Genomic DNA, 13,045 nt, shown 5'->3' with positions numbered 1-13,045 from the left:
ACACTAGCATGACGGCGGGGCGTGCAGAGCCAGCAGGGATGTCCGTCCGCACCGGTAGGTTTGGGGGCATGCGGTTTCTGCACACCTCTGACTGGCATCTCGGGCGCGGCTTCCACGGGTTCAGCCTGCGCGCGGAGCAGGAGGAGATGTGCGACGCCGTGTGCTCGGCGGTGGGTGAGCAGGGGGTCGACGTCGTGCTCATCGCCGGGGACGTCTATGACCGGGCGCTGCCGCCGGAGTGGGCGGTGGAGCTGCTGGAGGAGACCCTCGGCAGGCTGGTCGACGCCGGCGCGCAGGTCATCATCACCGCCGGCAACCATGACTCAGCGGCCCGGCTTGGGTTCGGCCGCAGTCTGATGCGCAGCTCCGGGGTGCACATTCGCAGTGCCTTGGAGGACTCCTGGATCCCTGTGGAGCTCACCGATGAGAACGGGCCGGTACTGGTCTACGGGGTCCCGTACCTGGAGCCGCAGCTGCACGCCGCCGCACTGGGCTGCGAGCGGGCCCACCACACCGGGGCCGCCCGCGCGGTCACACAGCGCATCCGGGATGATCGTGCGCAGCGGGCCCCGGAGGCGCAGACCATTGTGATGGCGCACCTCTTCGCCGCGAGAGGCACCGCCTCCGAGTCCGAGCGGCACATCGGGGCTGAGGCAGCCGCCGGCGAGCGGCTCGACCACCACGAAGAGACCGTCGGCGGACTCTCCGTGGTCCCACTGGAGGTCTTCGACGGGTTCGACTACACCGCGCTGGGGCACCTTCACGGCCGGCAGGCGCTCACCGACGCCGTCCGCTACTCCGGCTCTCCCCTCCGGTTCTCCTTCTCTGAGGCTGAGCAGGAGAAGGGCGCGTGGGTCTACGACACCGTGGAGGGCAGCATGGTGCCCTTGGACTGGGCGATCGGAAGGCCGCTGAAGCGGCTCTCCGGGACCATCGAGGAGGTTCTCAGCCCTGAGACCCTGGAGAAATGGTCCGAGGCTTACGTCCAGGTGAAGCTCACTGATGATCAGCGGCCCGAACAGGCGTTCCAGCGTGTCCAGGAGGCCTACCCCTGGCTGGCCAGCTTCAGCTACGCCGGGGCAGGGCAGGTCAGCGGCGGCACCACCTACTCGCAGAAGCTGAAGCAGGCCCGCACCGACACCGAGGTCGTCGCCGGGTTCCTCGAGCACGTGCGCAGCCGCGGTCCCGACGAGCCCGAGCAGCAGCTCATCGCCGAGGCCCTGCAGGAGGCCCGCGCATGAAGCTGCACCGGATGGCGCTCTGCGCCTTCGGGCCCTTCCCCGGCACCGAGACCGTCGACTTCGACCAGCTCAGCGCCGAAGGGCTCTTCCTGCTGCGGGGCCGCACCGGGTCCGGCAAGACCTCCGTGCTGGACGCCGTCACCTTCGCCCTCTACGGGCGGGTGGCCGGACAGCGTGACCACAATCTGCTGAAGTCCCACCACGCACCCGCTGACCGCACCCCCTATGTCGAGCTGGAGTTCTCCCGGGGCGAGGACCGGTACTGGATTCGCCGCACCCCCGCCTATACCCGACCCGGGCGCGCCACCCAGGTCAGCCCCACCATCGCGCTGAAACGCTGGTCCGGCGCCGAATGGGAGCAGGGAGTCTCCGGAGTGCAGGCGGCCAACGCCGAGCTGCAGAGCATCCTGGGCCTGGACGTCCACCAGTTCACCAAAGTGATCCTGCTGCCCCAGGGGGACTTCGCCGACTTCCTCCATGCCAAGAGCGCGGAGAAGCAGACGCTGCTCGAGCAGCTCTTCGACACCTTCCGGTTCCGTCGGCTCGAGGAGCAGCTCAACGAGCAGGCGAAGGAGGCCCGGGCCCGCAGCGAACGGATCGAGGCGCAGATCGAGCAGCTCACCTCCCGGCTGCGCAGCGATGCCGCCGCCCTGCTCGTCCCGCCGCCCGAGGACGAAGCGGAGCAGACTCGGCCGGAGCAGGTCGAGCTGGACGACGTCCCTGCCGAGAGTCTCGGCGAGCGGGTCACAGTCCAGGCCGAGGCCCGCCGGTCCCAGATGGCTGCACAGCGTGAGGCCGCCCGTGACGCCGCCGAGAAGGCCCGCAGCCACGCTGAGGAGCTCTCGGCCCGGCAGAAGGAGCTGCACCGCTGGACTCAGCACCAGGCAGCCAGCCAGGCTCACCAGGACTCCGCCGACCAGGCGGAGCAGGACCGGGCCCGATGCGCCCGCCACGAGCAGGCCCTCACAGTGGAGAAGTGGTTCCGCGAAGCGGCGAAGGCCCGTGCTGCTCAGCAGCAGGCCTTCCAGCAGGCCCAGGAATCCGCCCAGAGTGCCGACGACACTCTCCGCTCCCAATGGCAGACCACCGTCGGCGCCGAGACCGACACGCCAACCCTCCTCAGTGAGGACGGGGCACCTGCCCCGGACAAGCTGCAGCAGGCCGCGGAGGCACTCGCCGGACTCCGCGCGCGCCTGGCCGAGGAAGAGGCGGAGCAGCTCGAGGGCCGGCACGCCGAGCTGCTGCGCACCGCTGAAGAAGCATCACAGTCCGCAGAGCAGGCGCAGCAGAAAGCCCAGGAGCTCACCTCCGCCGTCGAACAGCTGGAACAGGCTCGCGAGCAGCTCACCAGCCAACGGCAGGAGGAGGAGACCCTCGACGCCGCCGCGGACGCCGCCCGTGGGGCGCTCACCTCCGCACAGGCTGCGGCGAAGCTCATCGAACGCCGTGACCGTGCTGCCGAGCAGCAGGCACGCCTGCACCAGGTCACGGAGAAGGCCCAGCAGGAGTACCAGGAGCAGGATGCGGCTTACCAGCGTGCGGTCAGCTCCTACCGAGGCGGGATGGCCGCCCAGCTGGCTGAACGGCTGCAGCCCGGTGAGCCGTGCATCGTGTGCGGCTCCGTGGACCACCCGGCCCCGCACACACCGCAGGATGCGGGAGGCACCACCGCGGAGCAGGTCGAGGGGAACCGGCAGCGGATGGCTGACGCCCACCAGGCCGCCGTCGAAGCCTCGGCGCAGCACCGCACCTCCCAGCAGCAGCATGCCGAGCTTCTCGAGGAGCTCGGCGGGGAGTCCGAGACCAGCGCCGCGGAGATCGCCGAACGAGCCGAGGCCGCCCAAGCGCAGCTGGATTCCGCCCAGGAGGCTCGCCGGGAGCAGCAGCGCATCGCCCGAGAGCTGGAGAAGACCGCCGACCAGCTGCACGCCGCCCAGAACCAGCTCACCGCTGCTCACCATGAGCGCAGGAGCTCCGCGGATGAGGCGGAGCGACAGACCGCCGCAGCCGCTGAGCTGGACGCCGTCCTCGTGCGGCTGCGCGGAGACCACCCCAGCGTGGCTGCCCGCCTGGAGGCCGTCCGCGGCTTGGAAGCAGCAGTGGAGCGGGTCTCGAAGGCCGTCTCCGCGGAGCAGGCCTCCGCCGCGGCTGCCCGCACCGCTGAGCAGGCCGCTGACCGGGAGCTCGCAGAATCCCCCTTCGTGGAGACTGATGAGCTTCGATCAGCCCAGCTTCAGCATGAGGAGCTCGCCGACCTGCAGGCCAGCGCGAAGGCGCATGAGGCGCAGGCTCAGCGCCTCGCCTACGAGGCTGAGCAGCCCGAGGTGCAGGCAGGCCAGGCACGGCAGGCCGCAGGTGAGACGCCGCCCGCCCCGGAGGAGCTCAACGCCGCGCAGCAGGCCGCACGCCGGGCGGAGACGACGCTGGAGCAGGTCAGGGACGCGCTGACGACCTTCGACGCCCGCCGGGAAGCCGTCACCGGCTGCATCGCCTCCTTGGACGAAGCCCTGCGGACCAAAGCGGACCAGGCCCAGGAGCAGACCCGTCTTCTCGCCCTCGCCGAGACGCTCAGCGGCCGAGGCCACGACAACCCCATGAGGATGACGCTCACCACCTTCGTGCTCGCCGCGAAGCTCGAGGAGGTCGCCCAGGCCGCCTCACACCACCTGACGGCGATGTCCGAGGGCCGCTACCGGCTGCTTCACCAGGACACCGGCCCCGGCGGCAGCAAACAGGGCCTGGACCTGAAGGTCCACGACGAGCACTCCGACGAGCACCGGCCCACCTCCTCCCTCTCCGGAGGGGAGACCTTCATGGCCTCCCTGGCGATGGCGCTCGGCCTGGCCGAGGTCGTCCAGTCCGAAGCCGGGGGAGTGGAGATGGAGTCCCTGTTCATCGACGAGGGCTTCGGCTCCCTGGACGAGCACACCCTCGAGGCGGTCATGGGTGCGCTCACCAGCCTCCAGGGACAGGGACGACGGGTCGGCGTGGTCAGTCACGTCACTGAGATGCACAGCCAGATCCCCTCACAGCTGCTCGTCACCAAGACCCGCACAGGCTCCGCCCTGACAACGAGCGTGCCCGGGTGAGCCGCTGATGAGCACCCGCCCAGGAACCGCCGACCGGCTGCTGCGCGCCGCCGCCCAGGTCCCGGCCGTGCTGCTGGTTCCGGGGCTGCTGTTCGCGCTGCTCACTCGGGGCGAGCCCCTCCTTGCTGCGGCCTCAGCGCTCGTCGCCCTGGGCGGTCTCTTCGCGGCGATCAGCCTGCGGGCATGGCTGCGGCGGCACGCGCATCCGCGCAGCGTGCTGCTGAGCACCAGCGTCCTGCACGCCGGGCTGCTCGTCCTGCTGCTCACCGCCTCCGAGTGGGCCGCCCGGGAGCAGGCCCACTACTGGGGGACCGCAACGGTCGTCGTCGGGCTGGCACTCGCCGCCGGGCTGTCCGCGCCGATGCTGCCGCAGGATGTCAGCAGCGCGGCGCTGAACAGGCTCGCCGGGACGCTGGCCGCGGCCCTGCTGCTGATTCACCTCATCGGCGCGCCGTCATCGGGGCTGCTGATCACATCGGCTGTTCTTTCCGCAGCGGCCGTGCCGGCTGCGGTGATGCGGATGTCCGACCCTTCCGAGCAGGATCCGGGGGAAGGCCCTGCGTCTGGTCCTGAAGGAGCGCAGTGAGCGCTCAGCGATGGGCTCCTCAGCGGTCAGCCGTCAAGACGCAGGGTCTTGGCGGTGCTGGCGCTGAGCTCCTCAAGAAGCTGGGGCTCCTCGTTGAGCAGGCGGCCGTAGGAGGGCACCATGGCTTCCAGCTTCGGCTTCCAGGTGTCCACGAGCCCGCCGAAGCAGCGCTCCAGCAGCCGAAGCATAATGCTGGGCGCGGTGGAGGCCCCGGGCGAGGCGCCCAGCAGTCCGGCGATGGAGCCGTCGGCGGAGGAGACCAGCTCGGTGCCGAACTGCAGCACGGCTTTGCCCTCCTCGTTCCTCTTCATCACCTGGACCCGCTGGCCCGCCGTGATCATTTCCCAGGAGTCGTCCGCGGCGTTGGGGAAGAAGCGGTAGAGCTCCTCCATCTTCTTCCTCTGGGACTTGGTCACCTCCTTGAGCAGGTAGGTGACCAGGTCACGGTTGTCCTTGGCCACGCCCAACTGGGTGCCGATGTTGTGCGGACGCACCGACAGCGGCAGGTCAAGGAAGGAGCCGGACTTCATGAAGTTGGGGGCGAACCCGGCGTAGGGGCCGAACATCAGGGAGCGGCGGCCCTCCACGAACCGGGTGTCGAGGTGCGGCACCGACATCGGCGGCGCCCCCACGGAGGCCAGGCCGTAGACCTTTGCATGGTGCTGCCCGGCGACGGCGTCGTCGGTGGTGCGCAGGAACTTGCCGGAGACGGGGAAGCCTCCGAAGCCGGCGATCTCCTTGATGCCGGAGGCCTGCAGCAGGCTCAGCGCTCCGCCGCCCCCGCCGACGAACACGAACCGGGCGGAGGCCTTGAGCTTCTTGCCGGTTGCGGTGTTCTTCACGGTGATGACCCAGCGGCCGTCGCTGCCGCGGCTCAGGCCGGTCACCTGGTGCCCGTAGCGGATGTCTGCTCCGGCCTGCTGCAGGTGGGCGGCCAGCTGGCGGCTCTGCGTGCCGAAGTCGACATCGGTGCCGTCGTGGAATTTGGAGGCCGCGACCCGCTGGCTGGGCTCACGACCGCCGGTCAGCAGCGGAGCCCAGGAGCCGATGGTGTCGTGGTCCTCGGTGTGCTGGATGTGGGAGAAGAGCGGCTCGGCCTTCATGGCCTCGTACCGGTCTTTGAGGTACTGGGCGTTCTCGTCTCCCCAGACGAAGCTGATGTGCGGCAGCGAGTTGATGAAGGTGCGCGGGTCCCCGAGGGTGCCGTTGTCCACCCAGTGGGACCACAGCTGACGGGAGACGTGGAACTGCTCGTTGATCCCCTGTGCCTTGGCGGTGGAGATGGAGCCGTCCTTGCCGCGGGGGGTGTAGTTCAGCTCGCAGAGGGCGGCATGGCCGGTGCCGGCGTTGTTCCACGGGTCGGAGGACTCCTGGCCGGCGCCGTCGAGCTGCTCGAACAGGCCGATGGACCAGTTGGGCTCCAGCTCGGTCAGCAGGCTGCCGAGAGTGGTGGACATGATCCCGGCACCGATGAGGACGACGTCGTATCGGTTCTCAGGGCCTGAGGGCTCCGGCGTCGCTGCCGACTGGGTCACAGTGCTCCCCTTTGCTCGTTGTCGAAGGTGATCAGCGGATAGTGATCAGGATCTCGTTGCCACGACTTTACCTGAGATCTGCCTCACCGATGTCAGTCCGTATCTGTCAGGGCAACGTCGGCGAACCGCTCGTTGAGCACCGGGGACATGGGGTAGTCGCTGACTCTCTGGCCCAGCGCGAGCCCGGAGATCGGGTAGGCCAGAGGGACGGCGGGGATGTCCTCGGCGATGACTTCGGCGAGCTCCCGGTACAGCTCGTCGCGGGCCTCATCGTCCTGTTCGGCGCGCGCCTGGTCCATCAGGTCCCAGGCCTCCTCGGACTGGTAGTGGAACTCCCGGCTGGGCATCCCCAGGCCGTTCTGGCCGAAGATCGGGCCGAAGAAGCTGTGCGGGGAGCGGAACCCGCCGTTGCGGCCCATCAGGTGCAGCGCCCGGTCGTCGTCGGCGAGCATCTCCTCCACGTAGCCGTCGTCCCAGCGGACCGGGCGCGGCTCGATCACCAGGCCCGCCTCGGTGAGGTCCCGGGCCAGGGAGGCGTAGACCGCCTCGGGCCGGGGCAGCCAGCTGCGGGTGGTGGCCATCGGGTAGTAGAAGCGCAGTGGCTCGCCGTCGTACCCGGCTTCCTCAAGGAGCTCGGCGGCGGTGGTGAGGCTGCGGTCGTACCGGGGCGCGTCGTCGGAGTGCACGGCCAGGGCCGGGGGAGTGAACTGGAACGCGGAGCGGGAGCCGTCGAGGAGCAGTGACTCGATGAGGGCGCTGCGGCGCACAGAGCGGGCGATCGCCTCACGCACCTCGTGCTGACCGATGACGGGGTGCTCGAGGTTCAGCCCCAGGTACAGGATGGAGAAGGGGTCCCGCTGGAGGATCAGCCGGCCGGCCTGGACCAGGGGGCGCAGGTTGTCGGCCGTGATGTGGTCGTAGACGTCGAGGCGGCCCCGGTTGAGCTCCCGCAGCCGGTCGAAGGATTTGCCCAGGGCCCGCACGGTGACCGTGGCTGCGGCCGGGGACTCGCCCCAGTAGTCCTCGAACGCGGTGAGCCGCAGGCTGCGCTCGTCCTCAGCCCGCTCCGCCAGCTGGTAGCAGCCGGTGCCCACGGGGTTCCGGGACACCAGGCCCGGGTCGGACTCGGAGAGCACGCTCTCCGCGGCGATGCCGAAGGCCGGCTGGGTCAGCGCCTGCAGCAGGTATGCCACAGGCTCGCTGAGGGTGAGGACCACCGTGTGATCGTCCTCTGCCTCCACTGACTCCAGCACGCAGGTCTCCTGATCGAGGAACCCGCCGAACACGGTCGGGAATGCCAGGGGAGTGGAGCTCGCGATGGTCCCGAACCCGTAGAGGTAGTCCAGCTGTCCCCATCGCTCAAAATTGGCGACCACGACTTCGGCGGTCAGCTCGGCGCCGTCGTGGAAGGTCACGCCTTCCCGCAGCCGAAGCGTGCAAGTCAGCCCGTCGGCGCTCGTCTCCCAGTCCTCGGCCAGCAGGGGCGCCACTCCGCCGGTCTCCTGGTCGATGCCGATCAGCGGCTCAAAGATCTGCCGGCATATCCGCTCCGTCTCGGTGTCCACCGCCAGCCCCGGGTCGAGGGACCCCACTGCGGAGACCGCGCCGATGATCAGTTCGCCGGAAGCGGGCGCGCCGTCGTCGTTGCCGGTCTCATCGGCCCCCTGAGGATCTGCCGCGGGTGCCGCCGTGCTGGCGGTGCTCAGGAGCGCCGCACCCGCCCCGGAGGCGAGAAGGAACCCCCGCCGGTTCAAATGATTCACGTGCGCGAGGGGGGACTCGAACCCCCACGTCAAAAGACACTGGAACCTCAAGCAAGCCGCGGTGTGCGGTCTCACCTGTTTTCCCTCGGCCTCATGCGGTTCTCTTACCGCAGTCGGCTGTCCAGTCTAACGGCGCAGAACCTCATACGACGCCGTTTGTGCGCTTCCCTGTGCACCGTGGGGACTGGGCCAGTGCGGGAACAGTTCAGCGCCCTCGAGGCCGAGGCCATGGGCCAGCCGATAGATGACGTCAAGTGCCCGCACTGTGGTCGAGGGCAGCATCTATCGGGATCGGTGCGGAATCGCCTGGCGGGATCTGCCTGAGGTCTTCGGGGCTGGCAGGCGGTGTGGACTTGGCACCGCCGACTCTCACCCGATGGCACCTGGGAGAAGATTCTGGCGAAGCCGACTGCCCAGGCTGATGCTGGAGGGCTCATCGACTGGACCGTGTCGGTGGGCTCCACCGCAGCTCGTGCTCATCAGCACCCAACCAATACCAACCGCCGCACAGGGGGGTGGGTCGAATGACACGAATCCTGGGCACGAGCCGCCTGATCACGCGGTGGGCCGCTCCCGCGGCAGACTGACCTCGAAGATTAACCAGCTCGTCGAGGGTCACGCACTGTCGTTGGCGAGCACCGTCTCGCCCGGCCAGGCCAACGACGCCCCGGCGCAACCGTGGCCAGCGCGGCGGCAGGCCACCGAAATTCGATGCCCAGAGCTATAAGGGCCGCAGTATCGTCGAACGCGGGTTCTGTCATCTGAAGCAGTGGTGAGGCATCGCCACCCGCTATGACAAGCTGGCCACCACTTTCCGTGCCGCAGTCCGATTCCACGGCGTCATCGCCTGGACCAACATTTGTCAGACATGCCCTAGCTGAGGGCGTTGTCGCACTAGCCAGTGTGTAAAGGTGAAGATATGCGTAACATAACCTGGACGCCTGCACTCTCGATCGTCGGAGTGGCTCTACTGGTCTCCTCATGCGCGGGGGGTGCCTCTGCCGTGGACGATGAGCCAGCGCCGAGCACGAGCGAGACCACGGAAGCCGTGGCAGAGGCCACTGCGGAGCCGAGTGACGCCGATGACTCTTCCGCCGATCAGCCGGAGGCTGACGCCACTTGGTACGAACCGGAGGGAGGCATGGTCTACACCCAGATCGACGGCGAAGTCGAGGCCATTCCGATTGAGGAGATTGAGGACTTCGACCCTGCGGACTACGAGCAGATGCGCGGCGAGGAGGTTTCTCACCTTGAATGCGCTGACTCCGCCGCGCTGGCTGACAAGTCCGAGAACAACGCGGACCGGGATCAGCCGGTCGGCTGGCCCCAGGAATGGGACGGCACCGGAGCAATGCCCGACCCCTACTGTCACCCGGACTATCTCGAAATCGGTGAGTGGGAGCACCTGGAAGCACACTCGGCCTGCTGGGAGGGTGACGAAACCTCCACGCTTTGGCGGACTTTCCAGACAGATGATGAGGTCAACGCATACTTATGGAAACAGTCCCAGGCTCGGGCAGACTGGCCTGGCTATGAAGGCACCTGCGAGGAGCAGTGGGCACAGCACGAATACGCCGACTAAGCGACGACTAGAGCCAACCAGCGAGGCCCGGACTTCCTCTGAGCACGGCTCTTGCCGCATATAAGGCCTAGTCAGACCGAGGGTAACTCGTTCTTGTCGGGCCTGTGCGCGAGGGGGGACTTGAACCCCCACGTCAAAAGACACTGGAACCTAAATCCAGCGCGTCTGCCAATTCCGCCACTCGCGCGGGCCGTCGCAAGCAGGTGCGACGGCGCTCCAGTCTAGCCGTCCAGCCCGAGGGTCTTCCGCAGGCGGGCGACGTGACCGGTGGCCTTCACACTGTAGAGAGCGTGCTCCACCCTGCCGTCCTCGTCGATCACCAGGGTGGAGCGGATCAGCCCCTCGGTGACCCGGCCGTAGTTCTTCTTCTCGCCCCAGGCGCCATAGGACTCAGCCACGGCGTGGTCCTGGTCGGAGAGGAGCGGGAAGGTCAGCTCCTGGTTCGCGGCGAACTTCTCCAGAGCCGGCACCTTGTCCGGGGAGACCCCCAGCACCGTGTAGCCGACCCCCTTCAGGGAGGCCAAGGAGTCGCGGAAGTCACAGGCCTGGGCGGTGCAGCCCGGGGTGGAGGCCTTCGGGTAGAAGTACAGGATCACCTTCTGGCCGCGCAGCTCGGAGAGGGTGACGCTCTCCCCGTCGGCGGCAGGAAGGGTGAAGTCGGGGGCGGCGTCACCGGGCTCAAGGCGGATGCTCATGGGGGAAGGGTCCTTTCAACGACGTGCGGATGGTCTGGTCACAGCCTACGGCGCGCACCGCGGCGCGGTCAGTCATCTTCGTGTCACACCGCTTTCCTACACTGGGAGGCATGGTGATTCGGAGTCAGCGCAGTGAGGCCGAGGACCGGCTGGTGGGCGCCCTGCGCGCCACCTTCGACGCCTCGGTCATGAACTTCGGCGCCTACAACCTGCTCTACGCTGAGAACCTCTCCGGCAGCCTTCAGCAGCTGCAGGAGGGGCCTGAGCTCTCAGCCTTGGAGGCCGTCGCCTCCGCCCGCCACATGCTGCTCGGATACCGCCGCGAACCCGTCGAAATGGTCCTCTGCCCTGTGGACCTGCGCGAAGCCCTGCCCCGGATGGAGCACACCAACCACGACGACGCCGTTCCCAGAGTCCCCGTGCCGGTGAATCTCACCAACCTCGCCGGCATGGCCACCGAAGGGACCCTGGTGCGCATTGCGCTCTCCGCCGGCACCGAGCTGAACCTCGATGTCCAGGAGGTCGTCGAGTTCCGTGCCCGGCCCGAGGTGCCCCTTCACCAGGGCCGCGACGTGGAGGACTTCTACGACTTCCTCGACCACTTCATGAACTCTGTCGAACAGCCTCCGTAAGCCTGAGAGCTGGGGAAGTTGGCGCGCTCCCCGACGCCGTGCTAAGGTTTTCTGTCGTTGCCCCGGCGAATTGGGGCAGCAGTTCACACCGGTCTGAGTCCCTCGAAAAAGGGCCTCTAGCTCAACTGGCAGAGCATCAGACTCTTAATCTGCAGGTTGCGGGTTCAAGTCCCGCGGGGCCCACGCTGAGATCGTGTGAAGCGGAAGCCGCTGGTCATCTGATCAGCGGCTTTTCTGCATCCCGGGGGATTGAAACCCTCCGGTGGCGCGGTCTGGCGGCGAACGGGTACTGTATAGCGGTCCGTGTCCGCAGCTGCGGGGTGTAGTTCAGCTTGGTAGAGCGCCTGCTTTGGGAGCAGGAGGTCGCAGGTTCAAATCCTGTCGCCCCGACGGTTCAAACTGGTTCGGCCGCTGGGCCCCTGAGTGGCCCGGCGGCCGCGGCCTGACGACCTGAAGCCATGGTTCGGCCGCGCACAGCGGCCGTGGCATGCAGCCAACCCCGAACGTAGAACCCAGGAGCCCATAACGTGGTCAAGAGCACCGTTGAAGAACTGAACCCGACCCGAGTCAAGCTCACGGTCGAGGTCTCGAGCGAAGAGCTCGAGCCGAAGATCAAGGCCGCCTACAAGAGCATCGCCGAACAGGTTCAGGTCCCCGGGTTCCGCAAGGGCAAGGTCCCCGCTGCGATCATCGACCAGCGCATCGGCCGCGAGTACGTGGTCCAGCAGGCCATCAACGACGGCCTCCAGGACTTCTACCGCGCCGGCCTCGAGGACGCCGAGGTCACTCCGCTGTCCCAGCCCGAGGTCTCCGTGGACGAGATCCCGGATGTGAAGACCAGCGAGGGCGTCCTGAAGTTCTCCGGCGAGCTGGACATCAAGCCTCAGATCGAGCTGCCCGACTACAAGGGACTTGAGGTTGAGGTGGAGGCCCGCGAGGCGGACGAGGCTGCTGTGCAGAAGGAGCTCGACGAGCTGCGCGACCGCTTCGGCACCCTGAAGGACGTGGACCGTCCCGCCGCCGGGGAGGACTTCGTCACCATCGCCATGAGCGCCAAGATCGACGGCGAAGAGGTCGACTCAGCTGAGGGGCTGAGCTATCAGGTCGGCGCCGGCAACATGCTCGACGGCCTCGACGAGGCGCTGGAGGGACTCTCCCCCAGCGAGGACGCCACCTTCGAGACCACCCTGGCCGGCGGCGAACGCTCCGGCGAGCAGGCCCAGGTCACCGTCACCCTCACCGCGGTGAAGGAGCGGGAGCTGCCCGAGGCCGACGACGAATTCGCTCAGACGGCCTCCGAGTTCGACACCATCGAGGAGCTGCGCGAGGACCTGAAGTCCAAGGCCGAGCAGACCGTCCTTGAGGAGCAGGGCGTCGAGGCCCGCGACAAGGTCCTCGAGAAGCTCCTCGAGCTCGTCGAGGTCCCCGTTCCCGAGTCCGTCGTCTCCGAGCAGCTCGAGCAGCACTTCAGCGGCCAGGGCCACTCCGAGGGCGACGACCACGACACCGAGGAGCACCGCGAGGAGATTCGCAAGCAGACTGAGGACGCCTTCCGCAACGAGATGGTGCTGGACATCGTCGCTGAGCGCGAGGAGGTCGGCGTCGAGCAGTCTGAGGTCATCGAGTACATCGTCTCCACTGCCGGCCAGTACGGCATGGAGCCCAACCAGTTCGCCCAGATGCTGGAGCAGGCCGGCCAGATCCCGATGATCCTCGGCGAGGTTCGCCGCCGCAAGGCGCTGGCCAAGGTCCTCGAGCACGCCGCCGTCAAGGACACTGAGGGCAACGAGGTGGACCTGACCTCCTTCGTCACCCCGCCCTCCGAGCAGGAGGACGGGGAGAACGAAGCTGACGAGGCCCCCGAGGCCGAGGAAGCCTCCGAGGAGAAGCAGTAAGCCTCACCATTTCTTCAGGCAGAACCC

The 13,045-nt window shown here is 68.0% G+C and carries 9 protein-coding genes, 3 tRNA genes and 1 pseudogene; 9 read left to right on the top strand and 4 right to left on the bottom strand.

Features of this window, described 5'->3' with window-relative positions:
* Nucleotides 1-68 precede the first annotated feature (68 nt).
* From FWJ47_RS10075 to FWJ47_RS10065, 3 genes are read left to right on the top strand one after another with little or no spacing between them, the layout of a single operon-like run.
* The gene (locus FWJ47_RS10075; RefSeq protein WP_147107674.1) at nt 69-1,241 is read left to right on the top strand and encodes an exonuclease SbcCD subunit D; all 1,173 of its coding nucleotides are present in this window, start codon (nt 69-71) and stop codon (nt 1,239-1,241) included.
* Nucleotides 1,238-4,330 carry an AAA family ATPase gene (locus tag FWJ47_RS10070; protein ID WP_147107671.1) on the top strand — a complete coding sequence of 1,031 codons (3,093 nt, stop codon included), beginning with the start codon at nt 1,238-1,240 and terminating at the stop codon, nt 4,328-4,330. The genes FWJ47_RS10075 and FWJ47_RS10070 overlap by 4 nt, the downstream gene beginning before the upstream one ends.
* Before the next feature lie 7 nt (nt 4,331-4,337).
* Nucleotides 4,338-4,916, top strand: coding sequence for a hypothetical protein (locus tag FWJ47_RS10065; RefSeq protein ID WP_147107667.1), 579 nt, complete (start codon nt 4,338-4,340; stop codon nt 4,914-4,916).
* A 26-nt stretch (nt 4,917-4,942) separates the two neighbouring features.
* On the opposite strand, the gene FWJ47_RS10060 is transcribed toward FWJ47_RS10065, so the two are convergent.
* Complete coding sequence (locus tag FWJ47_RS10060) at nt 4,943-6,451, bottom strand: malate:quinone oxidoreductase (protein WP_147107663.1); 1,509 nt, start codon at nt 6,449-6,451, stop codon at nt 4,943-4,945.
* Between the two features lie 92 nt (nt 6,452-6,543).
* The gene (locus FWJ47_RS10055) at nt 6,544-8,214 is read right to left on the bottom strand and encodes an ABC transporter substrate-binding protein (protein ID WP_170228552.1); all 1,671 of its coding nucleotides are present in this window, start codon (nt 8,212-8,214) and stop codon (nt 6,544-6,546) included.
* Between the two features lie 250 nt (nt 8,215-8,464).
* Between FWJ47_RS10055 and FWJ47_RS12300 the strand changes: the two are divergent.
* Nucleotides 8,465-9,095: pseudogene (locus FWJ47_RS12300) on the top strand (transposase); the annotation flags it as partial.
* Between the two features lie 122 nt (nt 9,096-9,217).
* On the top strand, nt 9,218-9,796 hold the full coding sequence (locus tag FWJ47_RS10045; protein ID WP_147107653.1) for a hypothetical protein: 579 nt from the start codon (nt 9,218-9,220) through the stop codon (nt 9,794-9,796).
* 105 nt (nt 9,797-9,901) lie between these two features.
* Here FWJ47_RS10045 and FWJ47_RS10040 read toward each other — a convergent pair.
* Both FWJ47_RS10040 and bcp read right to left on the bottom strand, forming a co-directional pair.
* Nucleotides 9,902-9,983, bottom strand: a tRNA-Leu gene (locus FWJ47_RS10040).
* A 34-nt stretch (nt 9,984-10,017) separates the two neighbouring features.
* Entirely contained in the window at nt 10,018-10,491 is a 474-nt protein-coding gene (gene bcp / locus FWJ47_RS10035; RefSeq protein ID WP_147107650.1) for a thioredoxin-dependent thiol peroxidase, read from the bottom strand.
* A 110-nt stretch (nt 10,492-10,601) separates the two neighbouring features.
* Between bcp and FWJ47_RS10030 the strand changes: the two genes are divergently transcribed.
* The 4 genes from FWJ47_RS10030 (at nt 10,602) to tig (ending at nt 13,018) form a co-directional block, all read left to right on the top strand.
* The gene (locus FWJ47_RS10030; protein WP_147107647.1) at nt 10,602-11,123 is read left to right on the top strand and encodes a hypothetical protein; all 522 of its coding nucleotides are present in this window, start codon (nt 10,602-10,604) and stop codon (nt 11,121-11,123) included.
* 110 nt (nt 11,124-11,233) lie between these two features.
* Nucleotides 11,234-11,306: transfer RNA gene (locus FWJ47_RS10025), tRNA-Lys, on the top strand.
* A 133-nt stretch (nt 11,307-11,439) separates the two neighbouring features.
* Nucleotides 11,440-11,513: transfer RNA gene (locus FWJ47_RS10020), tRNA-Pro, on the top strand.
* Between the two features lie 137 nt (nt 11,514-11,650).
* Entirely contained in the window at nt 11,651-13,018 is a 1,368-nt protein-coding gene (tig, locus tag FWJ47_RS10015) for a trigger factor (RefSeq protein ID WP_147107644.1), read from the top strand.
* Nucleotides 13,019-13,045: the final 27 nt, after the last annotated feature.

Source organism: Nesterenkonia populi, from assembly GCF_007994735.1.
Lineage (GTDB): Bacteria > Actinomycetota > Actinomycetes > Actinomycetales > Micrococcaceae > Nesterenkonia > Nesterenkonia populi.
Note: the sequence above shows the minus strand (reverse complement) of the source record. Positions and strands in the feature narration are given on the sequence as shown.